Below are 21,670 nucleotides of genomic sequence, written 5' to 3' on the forward strand. Positions count from 1 at the left end.
CGGGAGTATCCAGACCATGCCAGCACCACACGAGACCGAAAATTCAGCTTCTGCACCGCCGCTTTTGCGCAATTCCGACATTCCGGAATTCCTGTCGCGCATGACATGCGCCTGCGCCAATTGCGCCGCATTTGCCGATGCCCCCATCGCGCGGGCATTGGTGCATCGTGTTGATATCTTGAGCCAGCCCTGCCGACTGGCCGCACGCGAACTTGGGTTGGGCTATGGCGATGCAACCTATCTGCTGGCCGGTTTGCGCGCGGATATGGCGCAGACACTTGTAAGCGTGTTGGGCGCAAAGCCGCCGCGCAAGAAAACCTTGCCGCAAGGAGAGATTGACCATGACTGAGCCACTGAGCCTTGCGCGCACCAAACCCGCGCGCACCAAAGCCGGACCGGCAGGCGCCAAACCGGTGCCAGCCGCAAAGCCGGGCGCGCAACCACCTTATGTCATTGACGCGATGGAGCGTTGGCTGCTGTTTCTTGATACGCTGCGCGAACGTGCCGATAACATGATCGCGCATGAACGTCAGGGAATGCCGCCGCTTCTGGATTTCGACTATGAACTGCTGCTGGATGCGCGCAGCTTCGAACGGCCTGCGAATTATGCCTTGCTGCGCATCACGCGGGCGGGAGAAGACTGCTGGGATGATTGCGTGGACGAGACCAAGCCGCCCGTCATCATCATCGACCCGCGCGCCGGGCATGGGCCGGGCATTGGCGGCTTCAAGCATGACAGCGAAGTCGGCATGGCCCTGCACGAGGGGCACCCGGTATATTTCGTAATCTTCTTCCCCGAACCCATGCCCGGCCAGACCCTTGCCGATGTGCATTATGCGTTGCGGGATTTCGTGACCGAAGTGGCCCGGCGCCACCCGAATGCGACCCCCGTTCTTTACGGCAATTGCCAGGCCGGCTGGGCCGCCACCCTGCTGGCCGCCGATTGTCAGGGGCTGGTCGGGCCCATCGTGCTGAACGGCTCGCCGCTCAGCTATTGGTCGGGCGCGGCGCAAACCAGCCCGATGCGGATGATGGGCGCGCTTACCGGCGGGTCCTGGGCGGCACATCTGGTCGCCGATCTGGATGATGGGCGCTTTGACGGTGCCTGGCTGGCGCAGAATTTCGAAAACCTGCAACCCGAAAAGGCGATCTGGGAAAAATATGCAAATCTTTTCAACCATGTAGATACCGAGCGCGCGCGGTTTCTGGAATTCGAACGCTGGTGGAACGGCTATTACACGCTGAGCCGCGAAGAGATTCTTGCCATCACGCAGAACCTGTTCATCGGCAACCGGCTGGAACGGGGCGAAATGGCCCTGGATGCGCATTGCAGCATAGACCTGCGGCGGATCAGCAATCCGATTGTCATCTTCGCCTCGGAGGGTGACAATATCACGCCGCCGCAGCAGGCGCTGGGGTGGATTGCGCGGCTTTACCCCGATACGGGCGCGCTTAAAGCCGCGGGGCAGCGCATCGTCTATCTGACGCATGAAACGGTCGGGCATTTGGGTATTTTTGTTTCGGGGTCGGTCGCGCGGCTTCAGCATCGGGCGATACTGGCGCATCTGGAAGCGGTTGAATCGCTGGCACCGGGCCTATACGAAATGCAGATCGATCAGCCGAAACACGATCAGCGCGGGGCGCCGGATGTGCGGTTTGTGTCGCGCGAAGTTGAAAATCTTGGCATCGCCAATGATGATGTGGCGCTGTCGCACGTGGCGCGGATTTCGCAAAACAACGAGACGGCCTACACCCTGTTTGCCAGCCCCTGGATAAAGGCCGCAACATCACCGGCCAGTGCCGAAGCCCTGCGCGCCCTGCACCCGATGCGCTGGAGCAGAACCATGTTTTCCGAACGGGTGAACCCCTGGATGGGGCTTGTCAAAGCTACGGCGGAAGCGCTGCGCCAGTCACGCGCGCCACTGCCCGAGGATCACCCCGCACTCATGTCCGAGCGCGCGCTGCTGGCGCATATGGGCGAGGGTTTGGCGGCGTGGCGAAAGGGGCGCGACGCCTGGCTTGCCCATGTCTTTGGCGCGCTGTTTGGCGCTGAGCCATTGGGCGAAACATCGACCCCGGCTTCCAAAAACGCCGGGGCAGATTTGAAGGAGCGCACAAAATGACATGGCTTGCTGAAAACTGGCTGTTGCTGCTTTTGATCGGCGGTATGGTTGCAATGCATATGTTTGGGCACGGGCATGGCGGGCACAAGCATGGGCCGACCGATGCGCAGCACGCGGCGCACGACCACACAGCCGACACCCAAATTGAGCCAAAGCCCGCGCCCGGAACCGAGACCGGGAACGGGACCGAGCCCGAGCCCGAGACCAAGACGGCGGCCAAAGATGCCTGATTTTCCTGAATGCTGCGATCCGGCGGAATTGCTGGATCTGTCGGGCCGCAAGGGTCTGGTCACGGGCATCGCCAATGATCGGAGTCTGGCCTGGCTTGCGGCCCTGCATTTCCGGCAGGCCGGGGCAGACCTGGCGATCACCTATCGCGATGCGCGCACCCAGCCCTATGTGGCGCCCCTGGCTGCGCGGCTTGAAGCGCCGATCGTCATGCCCTGTGATGTTGGCGCGCCCGATGCGCTTGAAGCGGTGTTTGATGCCATTGCCGCGCGCTGGGGCAAGCTCGATTTCATTCTTCATGCCGTGGGTAGCGTGCCGCCCGCCGACCTTCATGGCCGCCTGACCGAGTGTTCGGCCGAGGGCTTTGCCGAGGCGATGATGGTTTCGGTATATTCGCTGATCCGCATGGCGCGTTTGGCCGAACCATTGATGCAGGCTGGCGGCAGCCTGATCACCCTCAGCTACCTTGGGGGCGAGCGTGTGGTGGAAAATTACAACGTGATGGGGCCGGTCAAGGCGGCGCTGGAAGCCAGTGTGCGCTATCTGGCGCATGAACTCGGGCCGGCGAATATCCGCGTCAACGCCATTTCGGCGGGGCCGGTGCAAACCCGTGCGGCTTCGGGCCTGAGCGGATTTTCCGGCTTGCTGGCCGCCACCGCCCGTAGCGCCCCCTTGCGGCGCAATATCGAGGCTGATGAGGTGGGTCGCGCCGCCTTGCTGTTTGCCAGCAACTATACCAGCGGCATCACGGGTGAGGTGCTGCATGTGGATGCGGGCGTTCACATTGAAGGCCCGGTTCATGCCGATGCGCCGCGCCCTTCGCCAGAGGCTGTGCGCTGAACCGTGCCCAGCCATATTCGGCAATCCGAGGCTTGTGCAAAAGGAGATGATTTCATGCAAGCGATCGACATCATGACCACGACTGTCATTACAATCCCGCAAGATGCCAAAATCGTGCAAGCTGTGCGCCTGATGCTTGAGCATCACATCAGCGCGCTGCCGGTTGTCGATGCCGATGGCGGCCTGACAGGGCTGATCAGCGAAGGCGATCTGATGCGCCGCATCCGCGCGCCAGAAGCGCCACGCCGGTCCTGGTGGCTGGAACTGCTGGATGGGCCGGGCAATGCCGCACATGATTTCGTGATGCTCAACAGCCAGCGCGTCACCGATGTGATGAGCCGCGAAATTGTGTCGGTTGAAGAAGATACGCCGGTTGGCACAATCGCGCGCCTGCTGGACAAGCACCGCATCAAGCGGGTGCCGGTGCTGCGCGACGGGCGCGTTGTGGGCATCGTCAGCCGCGCCAACCTGCTTCAGGCGCTGGCATCGGTTCCCGATCAGGCATTGCAAACGCCGCCGGCAGATGATCGGGCCTTGCGCACGCGCGTTGACGCGGCGTTGAAAGAGGTTCCCGAGGTGGCGGTCAATCTGATCACCTACACGGTCAAGGACGGGCATGTCGTGCTATGGGGCGTTGCCGACAGCGATACCCAGGAAAAGGCCATACGCGTTGCCGTGGAAAATGTGCCCGGTGTGCGCAGCACGGATGTGCAGATGGGCCGCCTGCCAGCCTGGTCTTACGGTATCTGAGGCGCGGGATCACGCAACGTCTGGTGGTGCAAGGCGATGCAGATACCACAGCACCAGCGCCGGAATGACCAGCCATTGCAGAATGGGGGAAAGTCCCGTGCCAAGCACGGGCAAAAGCAGCATATCGGGCGCATAGGCCCAGCGGTTGAGAATTTCCACGCTTACAAATTCGAACACGACCGTTATCAGCAGCCCGGTTGCAAAATATACCACCACAGGGCGAATGCCCGGCTTTGCAACCCAGCGCCGGCTACGCCCTGCAACCGATGCCGCCCAAAAGGCTGCAAGCGCGATGCCAAGGTCGCCCAGAGTGGCCTGAAGGCAGATCAGGATTCCGGCGATATGGCCCTTGTCATTAAGGTTCGAAAACAGCGGCGCCTGAAGCAGCTCCCAGGCAAAATGACCGACAAAGGACAGGATCAGCAGATCGGCTTCCACGGGGATGCGCGGCCGGTTTGGCATGGGTGCGGACAATTCGGTCTCCTCGAAGCGGTGGCGCCGTCAGGGATTGGTGGCGCATCTGCCGGGCGGGTTTCTTCAATTCAGGAAAACCGCGTTCTTCCTGTAATATATTTCACCGTGCGGCGTCTACAGAATGAACACAAACCAAAGGAGGTTCAGATGGGCAACCCGTTAAATCATCAGAACAAGGACAGCGATGCCGCAACAGGATGCTGCGGCGGCGCAGGGCATGGCAAGCCCGCTGCCGAGAAGGCCGCACCGCCCGTGGCTGAAAAGCAGCCGGAACAGGCGGCCAGCTCGGGCTGCCGTTGCGGCTCCAACTGATATTTGCTGCGGCGCGGCCTGCATAACGCCGCGCCGCATTGGACGAAGACAGAACTTCAAAAGGAAAATGGCAATGAAAACGCTAAAAATGCTCGCAACTTCGGCCACGCTGTTGCTGGGCGCAACTGGTGTAGCTTTTGCGCAAAATGATCATGGTCACGCTGCGCAGCAATCTGGCGGGGCGATGGGGCCAGCCGATGGCACATCTGGCCCGATGGGTGGTGCGCAGGCTGAAATGATGCAAAAGATGATGAGCATGATGATGGGTATGCATGGCCGCATGATGGGCGGCGGCATGTCGGGCATGGCAGGCATGGGCGGCATGGATGGCACCATGATGCAGATGATGATGGGGTCTGGCGCGATGGGGATGGCCTCGGCCGAGGATGCGGCCGCCGCGATGCAGGCACGGCTGACAGAGTTTGATGCCGACGGCAATGGCAGCCTGTCGCTGGACGAATTCGAAACCCTTCACAGCGCCATGATCCGCGAGATGATGGTTGATCGGTTCCAATATCTTGACGCCGACGGTGACGGCGCGGTCACACCGACTGAAATGACGGCCCCCGCCATGCGGATGCCGATGGGTGCCGATACCGGCGATATGCCGATGGGTGGCGATATGGGCGATATGCCGATGGATGGTGCCAGCAACTGAAGAAAACCGGCGCCGGGCCAGCCTGCTTGCCCGGCGCGCGTCACAGCAAAGCATGTCGTCTGATCAGCGTGGCCTTCGAAAGGAGCAAGCCATGATGCCCATTTTATATTTTTCGGCAATTGCCGCACTTCTGTTTCTGGCCTTGCGCATGACATGCGGTGCCTGCGTCATGGGCACGGATGCAAAAGCAAAGGGCGCGCGCCTGCCCGTCATTCCCTTGGGTTGGGCGCTTAGCCTGTTTCTGGCGCTCACCTATCTGGTCTGCGTTGCCTTCGATCTGATCTTCCCGGGCTATGCGATGTATGAATCCTGGTCGGGCCTGCTGCCCGGCTTCGTCTGGCTGACCCCGCTGGGCTTTGCCATCGGCCTGGTCGAAAGCTTTCTTTACGGCTGGTATGCCGCGCTGATCTTCGGTGGCCTGTTCAACGCCTTTGCACATACAAAAGGCAGCCCGTGATCACCGCCGGGCGCCGCCAGTTTGGCGGAAAATCTGTGCGATATGCTCGGGCCTTTGGCGCGCGCCTGGTCGCGTCTGATTAGCAATTCTAGGACAGGAGCCGAATTCATGATAACCAGCAAAAGCTTGCTTGTCATTGCCGCGGCGGGCGTTGTGGCCCTAGGCGCTTATTTCGCGCTTCGCCCCGCATCGCAACAGCAGGCCAACGCCACTGCGCAACCAGGTGCCTTTGTCGTGCCCGCTCTTTCGGCCGAGGCACAGGAGGGAGAACGCTATTACAATGCTGTTTGTGCAGCCTGTCATGGACAGAACGGGCAGGGCACGGCGCAGGGGCCGGCGCTTGTCAACGACATCTATAATCCCGGCCATCACGGCGACGAGGCCTTTCAACGCGCCGCAAGGAACGGGGTGCAGGCACATCACTGGCGATTTGGAAACATGCCGCCGCAACAGGTTACTGGCGCCGAAGTCGCCCGGATCGTTGCTTATATCCGCGAACTTCAACAGGCAAACGGTATCGTAACGCGCCCTCATAACATGTAGGACTACAGATGAATAATTCTTCCTCCAACCCCGCTGAAAGCCCAACGGTCTATACCTGCCCGATGCATCCCGAGGTGCAGCAGGCCGGGCCGGGGAATTGCCCGAAATGCGGTATGCACCTTGTTCCCGCCGATCAGGCGGGTGAGCATGGCGAACACGGGCATGGCCATGATCATGCTGCGCACGCGCATTCAGCCACCGCGCGCGGTGAAAAGGGCGGGCGGTATGACACCGTGCCAGCCAGCCATCGGGGTGCTGTTTACACCTGCCCGATGCACCCCGAGGTGCGGCAGCCAAAGCCGGGATCATGCCCGATCTGCGGCATGGGGCTGGAGCTGGCGACCGCCGCGATGGCCGAAGACGGGCCGAATCCGGAACTGGTGGATTTTACCCGCCGCTTCTGGGTGGGCACGGTGCTGACCATTCCGCTGCTGGTTCTGACAATGGCCCCCTATCTGGGGTTTTCCGGCGTGCGCGAGATATTCGGTGAGCGCGCAACGCTGTGGATAGAGCTTGTGCTTGGCACACCCGTGGTTTTCTGGAGCGGTTGGCCCTTCATGGTGCGTGGCTGGAACTCGTTCCGCACGATGAACCTGAACATGTTCTCGCTGATCAGCATGGGCGTTATGGCGGCCTGGCTGTTCAGCATCGTTGCGGTTCTGGCACCGGAAATCTTCCCCGACGGTTTTCGTGATGCCGAAGGCCATGTCGGCGTTTATTTCGAGGCCGCAGCGGTGATCGTGACCCTTGTCTTGCTGGGGCAGGTGATGGAACTGCGCGCCCGCGAAGGCACGGGAAAGGCCATTCGCGCGCTGCTCGATATGGCGGCCAAGACCGCGCGCATTATCCGTGACGATGGCAGCGAAGAAGAAATTCCGCTGGAAGACGTGCAGGTTGGCGACCGTCTGCGCGTGCGCCCCGGTGACAAGGTGCCGGTCGATGGCGCGGTGCTTGAGGGCCGCTCATCGGTGGATGAAAGCATGATTTCGGGCGAACCGGTGCCGGTTGAAAAAACCGAAGGCGATGCGCTGACCGGGGCCACGATCAACGGCACCGGCAGCCTGGTGATGGAGGCAACACGGGTTGGGGCCGACACGATGCTGTCGCAAATCGTCGAGATGGTATCGAACGCGCAGCGCAGCCGCGCGCCTATCCAGAAATATGCGGACAAGGTTGCCGGATTCTTTGTGCCAGTGGTGATTTTAATCGCGATACTGTCATTCATCGCCTGGGCGATCTGGGGGCCGGACCCGGCGCTGAGCTATGCGCTGATTGCGGCGGTCGCGGTGCTGATTATCGCCTGTCCCTGTGCGCTGGGGCTGGCCACGCCCATGTCGATCATGACCGCAACGGGCCGTGGTGCGCAGGCCGGGGTGCTGATCAAGAATGCCGAGGCGCTGGAGCGGTTCGAGAAGGTCGACACGCTGATCGTGGACAAGACCGGCACGCTGACCGAAGGCAAGCCCCGGCTGGTTGCCGTTCTGCCCGAACCCGGCCATGACGAGGCCGAGGTGCTGCGCCTGGCAGCCTCGCTGGAGCGCGGCTCGGAACATCCGCTGGCCGAGGCCATTGTGCGTGGCGCCGAGGAGCGCGGCGTTGACATGGTGAATGCCAGCGATTTTGAGGCTGTAACCGGCAAGGGCGTTACCGGCATGGTCGATGGCCGCACGGTTGCACTGGGGAACCTTGCGCTGATCAGGGACATGGGGCTTGACGGCGGCGCGCTGACCGAAAAGGCCAATGCGCGGCGCGATGAGGGTGAAACCGTGATGTTTGTCGTGCTGGAAGGCAAGATTGCCGGGCTGGTCAGCGTCGCTGACCCGGTCAAGCAAACAACGCCTGCCGCGCTGAAAGCACTGCACGCGCTGGGCTTTCGGATCATCATGGCCACCGGTGATAACGAGCGCACGGCCAAGGCGATTGGTGCGCGCCTGGGCATTGACGAGATCCGCGCCGATGTTCTGCCCGAAGACAAGGCCCGGATCATCCGCGAGCTGCAAGAGGCGGGCCGCAAGGTTGCTATGGCGGGCGACGGGGTGAATGACGCGCCCGCGCTGGCCCAGGCCGATGTCGGCATCGCAATGGGCACCGGCGCCGATGTCGCCATCGAAAGTGCGGGCATTACACTGATCAAGGGCAATCTTGACGGGATCGTGCGCGCCCGGCGCCTGTCGCGTGCCACCATGCGCAATATCCGCCAGAACCTGTTTTTCGCGCTGATCTACAACGCCTCTGGCGTGCCGGTGGCCGCAGGCCTTCTGTATCCGTTCTTTGGTATCCTGATCAGCCCAATGTTTGCGGCCTTTGCGATGAGCGCCTCATCCATTTCGGTGGTCATGAACGCATTGCGGTTGAGAGGAACCAAAATATGAAACGACATCTTGCGCGGCTTGCGCTTGCAGCCTTTGGCTTTGGCCTTGTCGCGAATGCAGCAATGGCGCATGAATTCACAACCGCGCTTTATGTGACGGGCGAAAACCGCGCCCAGCGGCTTGCCGAGGCGGTCAATGGTTTCCTGTTGGCCGCGGACGAGCGTGACGGGCATCCGGCGGAAACCTCGGATGGCCATCTTGGCGGTGTCGATGTGCAGATTCTGCCACTGCCCGAGGCGATGGCCGCGTCGGTCACCGGGCTGAACGGCACAGCGCAGATTCCGCCCGATGTAATGGTCATTCTGGGCGATGCGCCCGTTCCCGCGGCCGTGCTGGCCGAACTTGGTTTTGAGGGCAGTGTGGTGCCATCGGGCGCGCTGCCTGACAGCTGGGCCGCCGATGACAGTGCCGGCAGTTTTGCGCAACGCTACCGCAGCGCCTATGGCGCCGAACCGAGCGTGGCAGCGGCACAGGGCTACAATGCGGCGCGGCGTCTGGATATCGCCATCCGGCCACTTGGCGGCGTTTCGCCCCGCGCGGCGCTGGACACGGCTCTGGCCGAAACCGAGGGCGGTGTTAACTGGAATCGGGGAACGCAGTAAATATGATGCCGGATTGACCGCGCTTTCGGGGCCGGGCGCGGGCATTGTTCACCAAAAGCAGAACTGGCGCCCAAACAAAACGCAATCACGACAAGGAGGATTCGATGAAACGATCTGTGCAAACCCTGACAGCGGCTTTTGCAATGCTGGGCGTTTTGCCCGCAAGCGCGGAAAATCATGGCCAGAACACGCAATCACTTCTGTCCAGCGGGCTTGTGATTCCGCAAATGGATGCAGCCGAGGGGCGCAAGCTCTTTGCCTCGACGGGCTGCGTTGTCTGCCACTCGATCAACGGTGTCGGCGGCGAGGATGCGCCCATGCTGGATGCCGAATTCATGGACCTGCCCATGAACCCGTTCGACTTTGCCGCCCGCATGTGGCGCGGTGCCGAAACGATGGTGGAGTTGCAGCGCGATGAATTGGGCGATGTGATCTATCTGGAAGGCGATGAACTGGCCGCAATCATCGCCTTCGTGCATGATGCCGAAGAGCAGGCCCGGTTTTCCGAAGCGGATATTCCTGATAATATCAAAGCCATGATGGCCCATATGGAAGATGCGGGTGACGATGCCGAGGATCATGACTAGGCCGGCATTCAGCCGGGGCTGCACTTTGCTGCGTCGTTGTGCCAAAACCTGAACACGACAAGACAAGATAAGGAAGGTGGGGCAGGATGCAGCATAACCACAAGGATGAGACCTATCGCAAAGGCTCGATCAGCCTGGGCAGTGCTGTTGCAATGGGCACGGGGGTCATGATCGGGGCGGGGATATTCGCACTGACCGGCCAAATCGCCCAATTGGCCGGACCCTTGTTTCCGCTGGCCTTCATTCTTGGCGCCATCGTCACCAGTTTCAGCGCCTATAGCTATATCAAAATGTCCAATGCCTGGCCCTCGGCCGGGGGCATCGCGATGATCTTGCAAAAATGCTATGGCCCCGGGGCGATTGCCGCGGGTGCGGCACTTTTGATGGCGCTGAGCATGGTCATTGCCGAAAGCCTGGTGGCGCGCACATTCGCCACCTATGTGCTGCGGCCCTTTGACATTACCAGCGGGCCGCTCGTGCCCGTTCTGGCAGTGGCGGTGATCCTGTTCGCCTTTCTTGTCAACATCGCCGGCAACCGCTCGGTCGGGCTGTTTTCGCTGATCATGGCCGCAATCAAGATCGGTGGAATCGCGCTGTTTGGCATTGCGGCGCTTTGGTCCAGCGGCTTTCAGTTTGCCGCAGCATCACAGGCGGGCAATTCCTTTGGCGTTGTTGGCTTCGTTGCCTCGGTTGCGCTGGCGATTCTTGCCTTCAAGGGCTTTACGACCATTACCAATAGTGGCGGCGAAATTACCGACCCGCATCGCAATGTGGGCCGCACGATCATCATCTCCATCGCAATTTGCGTTGTGGTTTACCTGCTTGTGGCCTTTGGCGTGGGGGCAAGCCTGACGATTGACGAGATCATCGCCGCGCGTGACTATGCGCTGGCCGAGGCGGCAGCCCCCGCGCTTGGGCAGGTCGGGTTTTTCCTGACCGTGCTGCTGGCGGCGGTGGCCACGGCCTCGGGCGTGCTGGCCAGTGTGTTTGCCGTCTCACGCATGTTGACGATGCTGACCGACATGAAGATGATCCCGCATAGTCATTTTGGCATGTCCGGAAATATCCGGCGCCATATGCTTGTCTATACGGTGGTCATCGCTTCGGCGCTGGCAGTGTTCTTCGATCTTGGGCGGATCGCCTCGCTGGGCGCGTTTTTCTACCTGGTCATGGATATGACCGTGCATTGGGGCGTTTTGCGCTATCGCCGCGCCGAAATCGGCGCCTCGGGGGCGGTATTGCTCGCGGCGCTTGTGCTGGATGCGGTGGTGCTGGCCGCCTTCACGGCCATGAAACTGCAAAGTGATCCCGCAATTGTTATCTATGCCCTGGTTGCAATTGCCGTGGTTTTTGGATTTGAACGTGTTTATCTGCGCGGCTGGATGGACCAACCCGCGCAATAGCGTTGGAATTCAACCCGGGGGAGCGCAGGCCTTGAAAACCACTTCGCAACAATGGACTTGGTGGAAGCGTCACCTCGTCGTCATCGTCCTGTCTGGTCTTGGCACGGGGCTGTTGCTTTACAGCCGCGCCGAATGGTCGTCCATGCACCGATGGAACCGGGCCATTGGCGATATGTCGCTGGTTCTTGTCGCGCTGGCAATGGCGATCGGGCCGATGTCGCGGCTTTGGCGCGCAGCGTCGCGCTATCTGCCCTATCGCCGTGAACTGGGCATTTATGCGATTGTGCTGGCGCTGGTTCATGCCACCATCATCCTGTTCGGCTGGGTCACGCTTGATCTGATGCGCCTGTTCGGCTTTGAATTCCACCCGCAGCTGCAACAATATGTCATGGTCAATCACGGCTTCGCATTGGCCAATCTCATCGGCATCGTGGCGCTGCTTTACGGTATCGTTCTGGCCGTCACCTCGAATGATTTCAGCCAGCGTTGGCTGGGCAGCAGCGTTTGGAAATATGTTCAGCAGGGCACCTATATTCTGTGGTGGCTTTCCGTGTTGCACACGGCCTATTTCCTGTTTTTCCACTTTCTCGACTACCACCGCGCAACGCCAGAACCGAACTGGGCGCGCTGGCCATTCGTGGCGCTGGTTTTGGCCGTGGTGCTGTTGCAGATTGCGGCTTCAACCGTGACATGGCGCAAGTCGATCCAGCCACGGGGCGGGCGGGCGCGGGCGAGCTGATACAAGCCCGTTGCTTGCCGGTTCCGGGCAAGCGTTGCGCTTATGCGCCGCCATCATCGGGCCGCGTTTGCCCCTTTGGTGGCTGGCGCGACATGTCATGCGGCGGCCCGTCCGGGTTTGCGCAGGGTTGCCAGACCCAGAGCCGGTTCATCGTCGCATACAAAAATGATGCGGACCAGGCGATGAGCAACAGCCCGATCAGCGCCTCGACCCCGGTCAGAAAGCGCAAATGCCCGATGGGAAAAATATCGCCGATGCCAAGCGACGTGTAGGTGATGGCCGAAAAATAGTAATAATCGAGCAGCGTCACAATCGGCTCGCCGGCGAAAGAGCCCAGGCCAAGCCCGCGTTCCGCCACAACAAAGGCAAGTGCGAAAACCCCGATTTCCAGCATATGGGTGACAAAAAGCAAGCTCATTATGGCAAGGATGCGCGTCGATGCCCGCATTGACAGTCTGGCCATGCCATTGCTGCACCAGCGCAGCATTGCAAGATGCATGACCGCTGTTGCAAGAAATGCCAGCGCCGAAAGCGTAATGGAAAGCAGCACCTTGGTTTCCTTTCGTCATGTGAGCGGCCACACGGGGGCAATCTTGCATTTCCAGTCTTGAAAATACCCTATGCCATGACTCATCGAAAAGGTGCAAATTTTGGGGCAATGCACCGGCCCGCGTTCAGGGAAGCAGAAAACCCGCAAGCGCGCCAAGGCCAAGTGTTGCCGCCGCCGTCAGGGCAAGAACCGCTGCCAAGGAAAGCCCGACCGGGCCAGCGGCGGCGCTGTCCGCGCTGCGATACATCGGCACCACCATGCGCAGGTAAACCCCAAGTGCAAGAACCGAGTTCAGAATGCCGATGACCGCAAGCCACAGATACCCCGCCTCGATTGCCGCCATGAACAGATAGAGCTTGCCGACAAAGCCGAAAAGCGGCGGAATGCCGGTGAGCGACAGTAGGAACACCACCATCGCCCCCCCAAGCCAGGGGCGCGTTCGCCCAAACCCCTGCAAGCTTTCAAGCGACCGGCCGGCGACCATGACAATTGCAAAGGCCCCCAGATTCATTGCCACATAGGCCGCCGCAAAAACCAAAATTGCAGGCGTTGCGACCAGGCTGACGCCCAGCGCCACAACGCCCATCAGGATATACCCCGATTGCGCCACCGAGGAATAGGCGATCAGCCGCACGAGATTGGTTTGCACCAGCGCCGCCAGATAGCCATAGGTCATTGTTACCGCCGAGATCAGCGCCAGCGCAAGCGGCCAGCCCCCCTCGCGCGGGAGGTCGCGCAGCACCTGGGCAAAGGCAAAAAATGCCGCCGCCTTGGTAATGACCGAAAGATAGGCCGCAACCGAGACGGGCGCGCCGTCATAGGCATCGGGCGCCCAGAAGTGGAACGGCACCAGCGACGCCTTGTAGCCAAGCCCCACGATCACCGCGATCAGCCCGGCAATGGATAACAGCGTCTGGCCGCTAAGCTGGCCAAGTTCCGAAAACAGGGTCGAGCCGGAGCCGCCAAACCAGAAGGTCAGCCCGTAGATCATGACCGATCCGGTAACCGCGCCAAAAACCAGGTATTTCATCCCGGCTTCGGTGGCGGCATCGTCGCGCGGATAGGCGACCAGCGCGAAAGAGCCAAGCCCGGTCAGCACCACGCCGATGACGAGGACCATCATATCGCCCGCCCCCGACAGCATCAGCGCGCCCAGCGTAACCAGCACGATCAGCGAATAGACGCTGCCTTCGCGGTCGCGCCCGGCAATTTCGGCCCGCGCCATAAGCAGTGCAAGTGCTGTGCCCGGCAGCAAGATCAGCTTGGCCCATCCGGCGATGGTGTCAATCCGGTAGGTGCCGCCGAACACGGTTGTATCAGCCTTCAGCACCGCGAATGTCAGCATGGTAGACGCGGCCAGCGCCAGAATGCCGATGGCAAGCACCAGCCGCGATGCGCGCGCCATTTCCGCCACGATCATCAGCATGGCGGCGGCTGCCAGCAGCAGTTCGGGCGCAAGAAGGGACAGATCGTTCAACATCAGATGCCAAGGCCCGTCATGGTGGTGTGGATAAGGCCAATCAGCCAGCCGGGGGCAACGCCAACCAGAACCGTCAGCACCAGCAGCGGCACAATCACCAGTTTTTCGCGGCGGTCCAGATCGGGCAGATCGGCCCATTTCGGGTTGGCCTCGCCCAGAAACACCGCCGCGATGGCGCGCAGATACAGCGCCGCTGTCACCACGATTGCCAATATTGCGATAATCGCCCAGGGTGCTGCGTTGAGCGTGGCCAGAAACACCTGAAATTCTGCCGGGAAATGCGCCAGCCCCGGCAGGCCGAGCGAGGCAAAGGCCGACAGGATGAAGGCCCATCCAAGCCAGGGCAGGCGGGTGAGAAGCCCGCCAAAATCAGCCATGTTGCGGCTATGGGCGCGGTCTTGCACCATGCCGACAAGGAAGAACAGCGCGCCTGTGACCAGCCCGTGGCTGACCATTTGCAATGTGGCCCCGTCAAGCGCGATGGTGCGCATACGCGGGTCACTCGCCAGCGCCGCCACAGCGACACCCATCACGACATAGCCCATATGGTTGACCGAGGTATAGGCGATCATCTTTTTCAGATCGGTCTGCGCAAGTGCTGCAAAGGCGCCATAAAGCGCGCTGACCACCCCAAAGGCCAGGATGACCTGACCGGCTTGCGCGAATGCTTCGGGCGTCATCTGAAAGGCAAAGCGCACCAGCCCGTAGGTGCCGAATTTCAGCATCACCCCCGCCAGAATTACGCTGCCCGCCGTGGGCGCCTGCACATGCGCGGCCGGAAGCCATGTATGCACCGGGAAGGCCGGAATCTTGACGGCAAAGGTAAACAGCATGGCGATCAGCGCCAGCATGGCGGCAAGGCCGGTCAGCGGCGGTGCGTCAATCCAGACCCGCATGTCAAAGCTGCCCGAGCCAAGATAAAGCCCGATAATGGCCAGCAGCAGGGGAAGCGACCCCAGCAGCGTATAGATAAAGAACATCAGCGCCGCCTTCTGGCGCTCCTCGTAGCCCCAACCGGCGATCATGAAATACATGCCCACCAGCGAGACCTCGAAGAAGACGTAAAACAGCAGACCGTCAAGCGCCATGAACGTGCCAAGTGCTGCGGTTTCCAGCATCAGCATCAGCACCACAAAGCTTGGCGCGCGGTCGCTGATGCGCGCCGAATAGATGGCCGAAAGCAGGAACAGCAGCGCGGTCAGCAGCACCAGCGGCAGGCTCAGCCCGTCCAGGCCTAGCCGATAGGCCGCGCCGATGGCGGGGATCCAGGTGAATTCCTCGATTTGCGCAAACCCGTCTGGCACGATGCCGCGCGCCCAGATCGCCAGCGTGATCAGGAACACCGCCCCGGTGGCTGCGATGGAGATCTGATGCGCGATGCGCGCGGTCTGTTTTGGCAGGGCCATAAGGGCAAGTCCTGCAAGGATCGGCAGGAATGTGGCGATGGTCAAAAGCGGCATGAGCGTGAGCCTTAAAGATAAAATGGGGCGGCAAGCAGCACGGCAACGACAAGGGCGATTCCTGCGAAGGTCATTGCCATTTCCCGGTGGATGAGGCCGCTTTGCAGGCGGCGCGCGCGGGCACCCAGCGCGATGGTGCGGTCCACCAGCCCGAAAATCGCGCCGTCGATCGTGTCGCGGTCGGTGCGGCGGGTCGCCTGGCCGATTTTCAGATTGAACCGGCCGATCGCACGCACGGCTGCGAGCAGACGGGTTTCAGCATTCTGAACACGTGATGCAAGGGCGCGCGCCCCGCCAGCAACAGCACCAAACGCGACAGCGCGAATGATCCACTGGTCAAGTCGGTCGCAAGCGCGCGCCAGCGCCAGCGCGGGGCGGGCGAGCAGCATGTCCATGCCGCCCGCAACCGCAAAGCCGTTGCGCGCCGGGGCCAGCAGCGGGCCGAGCAGCCGGGCAGGCGGCAGCAGCCAGCCAAGCGCAAGCCCGCCAATTCCGGCGGCCAGCCCCATTGCGGGGATGACCCATGAAGGCTTGGGCAATTCCGCGCCCAGCATTGCCTCCAGCGGTTTGAAGCCGAAACCGAGCGTGGCCGCAAGCGCAACCAGAATGCCCATGCCCAGGGCCATCAGCGGCACCGCGCCTTGGCGCCTGCCGGATTCGCCCGACCACAACACCCGCAGCGCGCGGGCCAAATAGGCGCCGGTCAGCACCGAGCCCAGCAGCGCCAGCGGCAGCAGCCAGGGCGCGAAGGGGCTGTCCAGCGCGGCGGCAAGGATGGCATCCTTTGAAGTATAGGCCGCCATCGGTGGCAGGCCCGCCAGCGCCAGCGCGGCCAGCGCGAAGCCTGCAAATATGCCGACCCGGGCGCGCCCCGCCCCGGCCAGCGCGTCAAGGTCGGTGCTGTCGCGGTCATGCTGAAAGACGCCCGCACCAAGAAACAACGAGGATTTGATTGCCGCATGGGCGATCAGGTGCAGCAGCGCGGCCATTGGCACGCCCGCCCCCAGCGCCACCAGCATCAGCCCGTATTGGCTGGCGGTAGATGCGGCAAGCAGGCGCTTGAGGTCGCGCGCGGCCAGCGCCATCAGCCCGGCCACAACGGCGGTGAGCCCGCCGACAAACCCCACGGCCAGCAGCGCGCCAACCGGCAGCATCGGGGCAGCGCGGATCAGCAGGATCGCGCCCGCCGCAACCAGCGTTGCCGAATGCAGCAGCGCCGAAACCGGCGTCGGCCCAGCCATTGCGCGCATAAGCCAGTCTTGCATGGGCACCTGCGCCGATTTTCCCATAGCCGCAAACAGCAGCAAAAGCCCGGCAACAAGCGCCGGGGCGCCGGTGGTGCCAAGGGTGGCGGAAATCTCGGATGTGCCTGCCACACCGATCAGCAGGAAGGCCGCGATATAAAGCCCCAGATCGGCACTGCGCGTGTAGAGAAACGCCCGCATGGCGGCCGTGGGCACGCCTGCGCGCCCATGCCAAAAGCCGATCAGCAGGTAAGAGGCGAAACCGATCATCTCCCATGCCGCCAGAAGTGTGATCCAGTCACCCGACAGCACCAAAAGCTCCATCGCGGCGATGAACAGCAGCATCGTGCCGAAAAAACGGGTCTTTTCAGGGTCATGCGCCATGTAGCCCAGCGCATAGGTCAGAACCAGAGCCGCGACCGTGGCAACCATCAGCGCCAGTGTCGCGGTCAGCGGGCTGGCCAGCAGCCGGATCGGCAATTCAGGCAGAAAGGGCAGGGTGGCGGAAATTTCCCCACCGCCTGTGGCGCCTGCAAACAGCCCAAGCGCACCGGCAAGCCCAAGCCATGCGCCCGCCAGCGCCACTGCGCCCGGCGCGCGCCGAAGCGCGAAAACCGCAAGCGCAGCAATAAGCGGCGCCAGAAGCGTGAGCGCCAGCCAGATCATCCTTTCAACTCCCGCGCTTCTTCCATCTCGACCGAGCCGCGCGAACGGAACCGGGCAATGGCAATGCCAAAGCCAACCGCCATTTCCACCGCCATCACCGCCATGACGATCAGCACGAACATCTTGGCAGCCGTCACTTCGGGGTGCAGGTAGCGCCAGAAGGCGACCAAGTTCAACAACGCGGCGGCCAGCACCAGCTCTACCCCCATGATGATCATCACCAGGTTGGTCTGGCTCAGCGCGCCGTAAAGCCCGATTGCAAAAAGCACCGCGCCAACGCTGAGCGCGATCATCAGTTCGGGTATCATGGCCTGTCCTTTTCCTGCGGCGCAATCGCCACCATTGTTGCGGCGATCATCGCGGTCAAAATCATCAGCGCGGCGCTTTCAAAGACGAACATCGAGCGGCCCAGAATTTCGCGGCCAAGTGCGCGCGCCTGCTCATCGGCACCCGGCACCTCGGGCACCGGCCCTTGCCAGCCGGCGGTCCAGATTACGGCCAGCGCCGCCACCAGGCCAATGCCCCCGGCCCAGAGCGACAGGCGTTTCTGGTGGGTCATGTCCATCTTGCCCATGCCGCCCGGGTCCATCATGAACATCACCATGAAAATCGCCATGACGCTCATTTCGGTGGCCATCATCATGATTTGCAGAACACCCAGGAATTCGGCCTGCATGACCAGAAACATCGCGCCAATGGCGGTTTGGCTGAACAGCAGCGCAATGGCCGACCGCACCATCGAATGCGTGCGGAACACAACAATGCCGAACCAGATTGCGGCAATGCCAAAAAAGGCAAGGAAAAAGGCGGTGGCAAAGCTCATAGCGGCACCACAAGGGCGATGACGCCCACCAGAAAGATATTGGCCAGCGCCAGCGAAATGCCGAGCTTCCAGCTGACGGCCAGGTAGCGCGCCTCGCGCAAGCGCGGTAAATGCCGGCCCCCCAGCAGCAATGCCGCAATCACGGCCAGCGTCTTGAGCGCGCTCCAGGCCCAGCCCGGCAGCCACGGCCCCAGCCAACCGCCAAGGTAGAAGGTAACGGTGGCACCGGCCAGCGCCACAATGATCACCAGCCGCGCCAGCCGGAACACGGCCAGCCGCGCGCCGGTGTATTCGGCCGTGACCCCGCTGGCCAGATCGCCGCCGCCGGTGGGCAGGTCGACCGGTGGCAGCCAGGCCACGCCCATTGCGGCAACCACGAACAGCACAAAGCCGATGGGCTGATAGGCAATGTTCCAAAGCCCCGCCTGCGACAGCACGATCTGGGTGGTGGACAGCGATTCCGCCCGCATCGCCACCGCCGTGATCGGCATGACGATCAGCATGGCATAGGCAATGAACTGGCCCAGAAAGCGCCAGCCCGAGATCATCCCGTAAGCCCCGTTCGGCCCCCATCCGGCCATGATCAGCGCCACCAGAACATAGGCCAGCGCGGCGTTCAAAAACAGCGCGCCGATGGCCAGGTCGGTAATGATCAGCCCCGGCGCCAGCGGGATGACCGCCACCGCCAGCAGCCCGGCGATCAGCAAAAGCACCGGTCCGGCCTCGTAATACAGCCGGTCGGGCGTGCGCGGCATGATCTGTTCGCGCCCCAGCAGTGCCAGCGCCGAAATGGCGGGCCGTGTCAGGCTGAGGCGGCCGTGGACCGCCCAACCCTCCAGCACGGCAACCGCGTAGCAGCCGAGCGCGAGCGCGAACAGGATGATGAATATGGTCATGCGACTGCCCCCCAGGGATCGAGGTCGAGCGAGCCGATGGCGACAAGCGCCTCGGCCAGTTCCAGTTGCGCGCTCATCGGCCCGACAAGCCCGGCAAGCGCGGCAAAGGGTGTTGTCAGATGCATTGTTTCAACCAATCCGCCCTTGAGGTTCAGGTGCAGCGTGGCAGGGCCGCGCGGGGTTTCAACCGTCGCCATACCATGCCCTGATATGGGCAGAGGAACGGGTGGGGCGGGCAGGGCAATGGCCCCGGCGCGCGCGATCAGATCGAGGCTTTGGTCTATCTCGGCCAGCCGCTGCACCAAACGCGCCCAGGCATCACCCCCCGTCTGGCTTAGCGGCTGAAAGTCGAGCGCGGCATAGGCTTTGTCATGTGTCCGGGCGTCTGGCGCATCGCCGGCGGCGCGCGCCACGGGCCCGCCAGGCTTGCTGGCGGCTTTGGGCTCGATCCGCCCGATATTGGCCAGCCGGTCGCGTAAAAGCGGTGTGCGGCTCACGCGTTTGGCAAGGGCGCGGATGGCCGGCGCGCGCCGTGCAACCGCGTCTTTGTCGGCTACGCGCAATCCGGCAAGCTGCGCGCCTACGCGGCGTTCGAGCCACATCAGCCCGGATTGCCGCGCCAGCCCGGCAATCCAGCCCAGATGGCTGGCCAAGCGTTCGCGTTCTAGCGCGGCAGCACGGGCGGAGGCACCTTCGGGGGATAGGCCCGCCGCCGCCTCCAGCGCCCGGCAGGCCAGTTCACGCAAGGCCAAAGGGGCAAGCGGCGAGAGCGCAGCGAGCCTGTCGGGCAAATCGGCGGCTGGAAAACCCGATGCCAAAGCCGAAGCCGCAAGACTTTTGACCTCGGCGCGGGCCACGCTGTCGCCGTCAAGCGTAAGCATCAGCCCCAAGCCAGCCGGAAGCCCCGGGAAAAACGGGCCAAATGGCACCTCGATCCACTCCATGACCAACCCGTCCGGACTGGCGGGCTTCCCTTCGGTCAGGGCAACCATCGACATGAAATGTGGCTCAATTCCGGGGATGTCGGGCGCGGGGCCGTGGCCCTCATGGCCATCATGTGCGCCATCGGCTTTGGGAGCGGAATGACCGGCATGGCCCGCACCCTCACCCTGCCGCACGAGATTCATGCCGCATTTCGGGCAGGAGCCGGGGGTGGAGGAGGTAACCTCGGGGTGCATGGGGCAGGTATAGGGTGCCGGTTCTTCCGCGGCGCGGACAATCGCATCAGACGACACCATCTTTTCGGCTTGTGCCGGGCGCGCGGTTGATTTTTCATGGCCTTCATGGCCAGTCATTCCCGAACCCGACACTTCGCGTTCGACCAGAAACATTCCGCATTTGGGGCATTTTCCGGGTGAGTCCGAAACCACTTCGGGGTGCATCGGGCAGGTATATTCGATCCGCGTTGACAGGGCCGGAGCGGTAAAATCTGTCACATGCGGCGCAAAGGCACCCGAAACGAAGGCGCGGCGAATATCGGCGAGCGCCGAGGTCAGGCTGCCTTGGCTTAGCGCGCCGGTCGCATCGGCTTCGGGCAGCGGGGCGATATTGCCGGCATCCAGCGCCAGAATGGCGCGGGGCCGTGGCATTTGCGCCCAGACAACGCAGGCGGCATCGCGCAGCGCGGGGGGCATCGGCCCGACGATCAGAAGCAGATTGGCATGGCGCGGCGTGTCGGCGCGGTGCAGCCCGGCGGCGACCAGATCCAGCCCGAAGGCCTGTGCCACATCAGCGCCCGGCACAACGAAGGCGCACAGGTCATGCGCCATTGCGCGCGCAACCAGAGCGCGAAGGCCCGTCATCGCCCCCTGGCCAGCCCCTGAAAGCATGTTCATTGCCGCCTCAACGCGCCCTGGGACCAGCCATAGAGCAGCCCAAGGAACAAAACGGCAAGGAAAACGCCCATGTCGAGCAGGGCCACCAGACCCTCTTCGCGATAAACGACCGCCCAAGGATACATGAAGGCCATTTCCATATCGAAGGCAAGAAACAGCAGCGCATAGCCATAATATTTGGCGTGGTAGCGCACCCAGACCGGGTCGCGCGACAATGTGCCAGCGGTCGCGGGCACGTCTTTGGCCGGTTCGGCGCGACCCCGCCCGATAACCCTGGCCAGCGCATAAAGGCTGATGACAAATCCCAAAGTGCCAAGGGTCAGTCCGAACAGAATGGCGTATTGGGCAAGTTCACTCATGGTTGTAAGCGCCTGGCTAAACGAATTTCGGGTGAGCGTAACAGCGGCAATTTGGCGTGGCAACGGGGCTCCCGCGCTGGAACCTTGCGATTATTTGCGGAATCCGGCGATTTACGCAGGATTACGCGCGGGCAACGCAGCAGGGCTGCGAACCCGCTGTCTGGGTGCTGTTTGATTGACACTGGCAGCCAGCCACACAGGGCCCGGCAGCCATATTCTGCGAATAGCGCAATGTGACCCTGAAAGCCGCGACTTCTGGAAGGAGAGTA

Annotated in this window: 24 protein-coding genes; 14 read left to right on the top strand and 10 right to left on the bottom strand. The window is 62.3% G+C overall.

Annotated elements, in window-relative coordinates:
- Window positions 1-16 precede the first annotated feature (16 nt).
- From LGT41_RS09130 to LGT41_RS09150, 5 genes are read left to right on the top strand one after another with little or no spacing between them, the layout of a single operon-like run.
- The gene (locus LGT41_RS09130; RefSeq protein ID WP_274126568.1) at window positions 17-349 is read left to right on the top strand and encodes a hypothetical protein; all 333 of its coding nucleotides are present in this window, start codon (window positions 17-19) and stop codon (window positions 347-349) included.
- Window positions 342-2,123: a DUF3141 domain-containing protein gene (locus LGT41_RS09135; RefSeq protein ID WP_274126569.1), complete on the top strand. Its 1,782-nt coding sequence runs from the start codon at window positions 342-344 to the stop codon at window positions 2,121-2,123. The genes LGT41_RS09130 and LGT41_RS09135 overlap by 8 nt, the downstream gene beginning before the upstream one ends.
- Window positions 2,120-2,353 (top strand): hypothetical protein, encoded by a 234-nt coding sequence (locus tag LGT41_RS09140; RefSeq protein ID WP_274126570.1) that lies wholly within the window; start codon window positions 2,120-2,122, stop codon window positions 2,351-2,353. Before LGT41_RS09135 ends, LGT41_RS09140 begins: the two co-directional genes overlap by 4 nt.
- Window positions 2,346-3,191 carry an enoyl-ACP reductase FabI gene (fabI, locus tag LGT41_RS09145; RefSeq protein WP_274126571.1) on the top strand — a complete coding sequence of 282 codons (846 nt, stop codon included), beginning with the start codon at window positions 2,346-2,348 and terminating at the stop codon, window positions 3,189-3,191. The genes LGT41_RS09140 and fabI overlap by 8 nt, the downstream gene beginning before the upstream one ends.
- A 54-nt stretch (window positions 3,192-3,245) precedes the next feature.
- A complete protein-coding gene (locus LGT41_RS09150) occupies window positions 3,246-3,941 on the top strand; it encodes a CBS domain-containing protein (protein ID WP_274126572.1) in 696 nt (231 codons plus the stop codon).
- Between the two features lie 9 nt (window positions 3,942-3,950).
- On the opposite strand, the gene LGT41_RS09155 is transcribed toward LGT41_RS09150, so the two are convergent.
- The gene (locus LGT41_RS09155) at window positions 3,951-4,415 is read right to left on the bottom strand and encodes a hypothetical protein (RefSeq protein WP_274126573.1); all 465 of its coding nucleotides are present in this window, start codon (window positions 4,413-4,415) and stop codon (window positions 3,951-3,953) included.
- Window positions 4,416-4,562: 147 nt separating this feature from the next.
- Between LGT41_RS09155 and LGT41_RS09160 the strand changes: the two genes are divergently transcribed.
- The 9 genes from LGT41_RS09160 (at window position 4,563) to LGT41_RS09200 (ending at window position 12,088) form a co-directional block, all read left to right on the top strand.
- Window positions 4,563-4,727, top strand: a complete 165-nt coding sequence (locus LGT41_RS09160; protein ID WP_274126575.1) for a hypothetical protein — start codon at window positions 4,563-4,565, stop codon at window positions 4,725-4,727.
- Between the two features lie 73 nt (window positions 4,728-4,800).
- Window positions 4,801-5,385, top strand: coding sequence for an EF-hand domain-containing protein (locus LGT41_RS09165; RefSeq protein WP_274126576.1), 585 nt, complete (start codon window positions 4,801-4,803; stop codon window positions 5,383-5,385).
- A 91-nt stretch (window positions 5,386-5,476) separates the two neighbouring features.
- Window positions 5,477-5,842: a DUF5676 family membrane protein gene (locus LGT41_RS09170; RefSeq protein WP_274126577.1), complete on the top strand. Its 366-nt coding sequence runs from the start codon at window positions 5,477-5,479 to the stop codon at window positions 5,840-5,842.
- A gap of 108 nt (window positions 5,843-5,950) precedes the next feature.
- Window positions 5,951-6,385 carry a c-type cytochrome gene (locus LGT41_RS09175; protein ID WP_274126578.1) on the top strand — a complete coding sequence of 145 codons (435 nt, stop codon included), beginning with the start codon at window positions 5,951-5,953 and terminating at the stop codon, window positions 6,383-6,385.
- A gap of 8 nt (window positions 6,386-6,393) precedes the next feature.
- Window positions 6,394-8,757, top strand: coding sequence for a copper-transporting P-type ATPase (locus tag LGT41_RS09180; RefSeq protein ID WP_274126579.1), 2,364 nt, complete (start codon window positions 6,394-6,396; stop codon window positions 8,755-8,757).
- Window positions 8,754-9,359 (top strand): type 1 periplasmic-binding domain-containing protein, encoded by a 606-nt coding sequence (locus LGT41_RS09185; RefSeq protein ID WP_274126580.1) that lies wholly within the window; start codon window positions 8,754-8,756, stop codon window positions 9,357-9,359. Before LGT41_RS09180 ends, LGT41_RS09185 begins: the two co-directional genes overlap by 4 nt.
- Before the next feature lie 104 nt (window positions 9,360-9,463).
- Window positions 9,464-9,946 (top strand): c-type cytochrome, encoded by a 483-nt coding sequence (locus tag LGT41_RS09190; protein WP_274126581.1) that lies wholly within the window; start codon window positions 9,464-9,466, stop codon window positions 9,944-9,946.
- An 86-nt stretch (window positions 9,947-10,032) separates the two neighbouring features.
- Window positions 10,033-11,349 carry an APC family permease gene (locus LGT41_RS09195; protein ID WP_274126582.1) on the top strand — a complete coding sequence of 439 codons (1,317 nt, stop codon included), beginning with the start codon at window positions 10,033-10,035 and terminating at the stop codon, window positions 11,347-11,349.
- Between the two features lie 31 nt (window positions 11,350-11,380).
- Window positions 11,381-12,088 carry a ferric reductase-like transmembrane domain-containing protein gene (locus LGT41_RS09200; protein WP_274126583.1) on the top strand — a complete coding sequence of 236 codons (708 nt, stop codon included), beginning with the start codon at window positions 11,381-11,383 and terminating at the stop codon, window positions 12,086-12,088.
- A 40-nt stretch (window positions 12,089-12,128) separates the two neighbouring features.
- Here LGT41_RS09200 and LGT41_RS09205 read toward each other — a convergent pair whose 3' ends face one another.
- From LGT41_RS09205 to LGT41_RS09245, 9 genes are all read right to left on the bottom strand, one after another.
- On the bottom strand, window positions 12,129-12,638 hold the full coding sequence (locus LGT41_RS09205) for a potassium channel family protein (protein ID WP_274126584.1): 510 nt from the start codon (window positions 12,636-12,638) through the stop codon (window positions 12,129-12,131).
- A gap of 124 nt (window positions 12,639-12,762) precedes the next feature.
- Window positions 12,763-14,118, bottom strand: coding sequence for an NADH-quinone oxidoreductase subunit N (locus LGT41_RS09210; protein WP_274126585.1), 1,356 nt, complete (start codon window positions 14,116-14,118; stop codon window positions 12,763-12,765).
- The gene (locus LGT41_RS09215) at window positions 14,118-15,578 is read right to left on the bottom strand and encodes a complex I subunit 4 family protein (RefSeq protein ID WP_274126586.1); all 1,461 of its coding nucleotides are present in this window, start codon (window positions 15,576-15,578) and stop codon (window positions 14,118-14,120) included. The genes LGT41_RS09210 and LGT41_RS09215 overlap by 1 nt, the downstream gene beginning before the upstream one ends.
- 11 nt (window positions 15,579-15,589) lie before the next feature.
- Window positions 15,590-17,488 carry an NADH-quinone oxidoreductase subunit 5 family protein gene (locus LGT41_RS09220; protein WP_274126587.1) on the bottom strand — a complete coding sequence of 633 codons (1,899 nt, stop codon included), beginning with the start codon at window positions 17,486-17,488 and terminating at the stop codon, window positions 15,590-15,592.
- The gene (nuoK, locus tag LGT41_RS09225) at window positions 17,485-17,796 is read right to left on the bottom strand and encodes an NADH-quinone oxidoreductase subunit NuoK (RefSeq protein WP_274126588.1); all 312 of its coding nucleotides are present in this window, start codon (window positions 17,794-17,796) and stop codon (window positions 17,485-17,487) included. Before nuoK ends, LGT41_RS09220 begins: the two co-directional genes overlap by 4 nt.
- Window positions 17,793-18,311, bottom strand: a complete 519-nt coding sequence (locus LGT41_RS09230; protein ID WP_274126589.1) for an NADH-quinone oxidoreductase subunit J family protein — start codon at window positions 18,309-18,311, stop codon at window positions 17,793-17,795. The genes nuoK and LGT41_RS09230 overlap by 4 nt, the downstream gene beginning before the upstream one ends.
- Window positions 18,308-19,207 (bottom strand): complex I subunit 1/NuoH family protein, encoded by a 900-nt coding sequence (locus tag LGT41_RS09235; RefSeq protein WP_274126590.1) that lies wholly within the window; start codon window positions 19,205-19,207, stop codon window positions 18,308-18,310. The genes LGT41_RS09230 and LGT41_RS09235 overlap by 4 nt, the downstream gene beginning before the upstream one ends.
- A complete protein-coding gene (locus LGT41_RS09240) occupies window positions 19,204-21,042 on the bottom strand; it encodes a heavy metal-binding domain-containing protein (protein ID WP_274126591.1) in 1,839 nt (612 codons plus the stop codon). The genes LGT41_RS09235 and LGT41_RS09240 overlap by 4 nt, the downstream gene beginning before the upstream one ends.
- Entirely contained in the window at window positions 21,039-21,401 is a 363-nt protein-coding gene (locus LGT41_RS09245; RefSeq protein WP_274126592.1) for an NADH-quinone oxidoreductase subunit A, read from the bottom strand. Before LGT41_RS09245 ends, LGT41_RS09240 begins: the two co-directional genes overlap by 4 nt.
- Window positions 21,402-21,670 lie beyond the last annotated feature (269 nt).

Origin of the sequence: Abyssibius alkaniclasticus, from assembly GCF_020447305.1 — a bacterium.
Lineage (GTDB): Bacteria > Pseudomonadota > Alphaproteobacteria > Rhodobacterales > Rhodobacteraceae > Abyssibius > Abyssibius alkaniclasticus.

Excerpts from the sequence above, each read along its gene's own strand:
- LGT41_RS09130 (WP_274126568.1), top strand. The coding sequence starts at position 17 with ATGCCAGCACCACACGAGACCGAAAATTCAGCTTCTGCACCGCCGCTT.
- LGT41_RS09245 (WP_274126592.1), bottom strand. The coding sequence starts at position 21,401 with ATGAGTGAACTTGCCCAATACGCCATTCTGTTCGGACTGACCCTTGGC.
- LGT41_RS09160 (WP_274126575.1), top strand. The coding sequence starts at position 4,563 with ATGGGCAACCCGTTAAATCATCAGAACAAGGACAGCGATGCCGCAACA.
- LGT41_RS09230 (WP_274126589.1), bottom strand. The coding sequence starts at position 18,311 with ATGAGCTTTGCCACCGCCTTTTTCCTTGCCTTTTTTGGCATTGCCGCA.
- LGT41_RS09165 (WP_274126576.1), top strand. The coding sequence starts at position 4,801 with ATGAAAACGCTAAAAATGCTCGCAACTTCGGCCACGCTGTTGCTGGGC.
- LGT41_RS09195 (WP_274126582.1), top strand. The coding sequence starts at position 10,033 with ATGCAGCATAACCACAAGGATGAGACCTATCGCAAAGGCTCGATCAGC.
- LGT41_RS09190 (WP_274126581.1), top strand. The coding sequence starts at position 9,464 with ATGAAACGATCTGTGCAAACCCTGACAGCGGCTTTTGCAATGCTGGGC.
- LGT41_RS09135 (WP_274126569.1), top strand. The coding sequence starts at position 342 with ATGACTGAGCCACTGAGCCTTGCGCGCACCAAACCCGCGCGCACCAAA.
- LGT41_RS09240 (WP_274126591.1), bottom strand. The coding sequence starts at position 21,042 with ATGAACATGCTTTCAGGGGCTGGCCAGGGGGCGATGACGGGCCTTCGC.
- LGT41_RS09235 (WP_274126590.1), bottom strand. The coding sequence starts at position 19,207 with ATGACCATATTCATCATCCTGTTCGCGCTCGCGCTCGGCTGCTACGCG.
- LGT41_RS09220 (WP_274126587.1), bottom strand. The coding sequence starts at position 17,488 with ATGATCTGGCTGGCGCTCACGCTTCTGGCGCCGCTTATTGCTGCGCTT.
- LGT41_RS09170 (WP_274126577.1), top strand. The coding sequence starts at position 5,477 with ATGATGCCCATTTTATATTTTTCGGCAATTGCCGCACTTCTGTTTCTG.
- LGT41_RS09180 (WP_274126579.1), top strand. The coding sequence starts at position 6,394 with ATGAATAATTCTTCCTCCAACCCCGCTGAAAGCCCAACGGTCTATACC.
- LGT41_RS09175 (WP_274126578.1), top strand. The coding sequence starts at position 5,951 with ATGATAACCAGCAAAAGCTTGCTTGTCATTGCCGCGGCGGGCGTTGTG.
- LGT41_RS09185 (WP_274126580.1), top strand. The coding sequence starts at position 8,754 with ATGAAACGACATCTTGCGCGGCTTGCGCTTGCAGCCTTTGGCTTTGGC.
- LGT41_RS09150 (WP_274126572.1), top strand. The coding sequence starts at position 3,246 with ATGCAAGCGATCGACATCATGACCACGACTGTCATTACAATCCCGCAA.
- nuoK (WP_274126588.1), bottom strand. The coding sequence starts at position 17,796 with ATGATACCCGAACTGATGATCGCGCTCAGCGTTGGCGCGGTGCTTTTT.
- fabI (WP_274126571.1), top strand. The coding sequence starts at position 2,346 with ATGCCTGATTTTCCTGAATGCTGCGATCCGGCGGAATTGCTGGATCTG.
- LGT41_RS09215 (WP_274126586.1), bottom strand. The coding sequence starts at position 15,578 with ATGCCGCTTTTGACCATCGCCACATTCCTGCCGATCCTTGCAGGACTT.
- LGT41_RS09140 (WP_274126570.1), top strand. The coding sequence starts at position 2,120 with ATGACATGGCTTGCTGAAAACTGGCTGTTGCTGCTTTTGATCGGCGGT.
- LGT41_RS09210 (WP_274126585.1), bottom strand. The coding sequence starts at position 14,118 with ATGTTGAACGATCTGTCCCTTCTTGCGCCCGAACTGCTGCTGGCAGCC.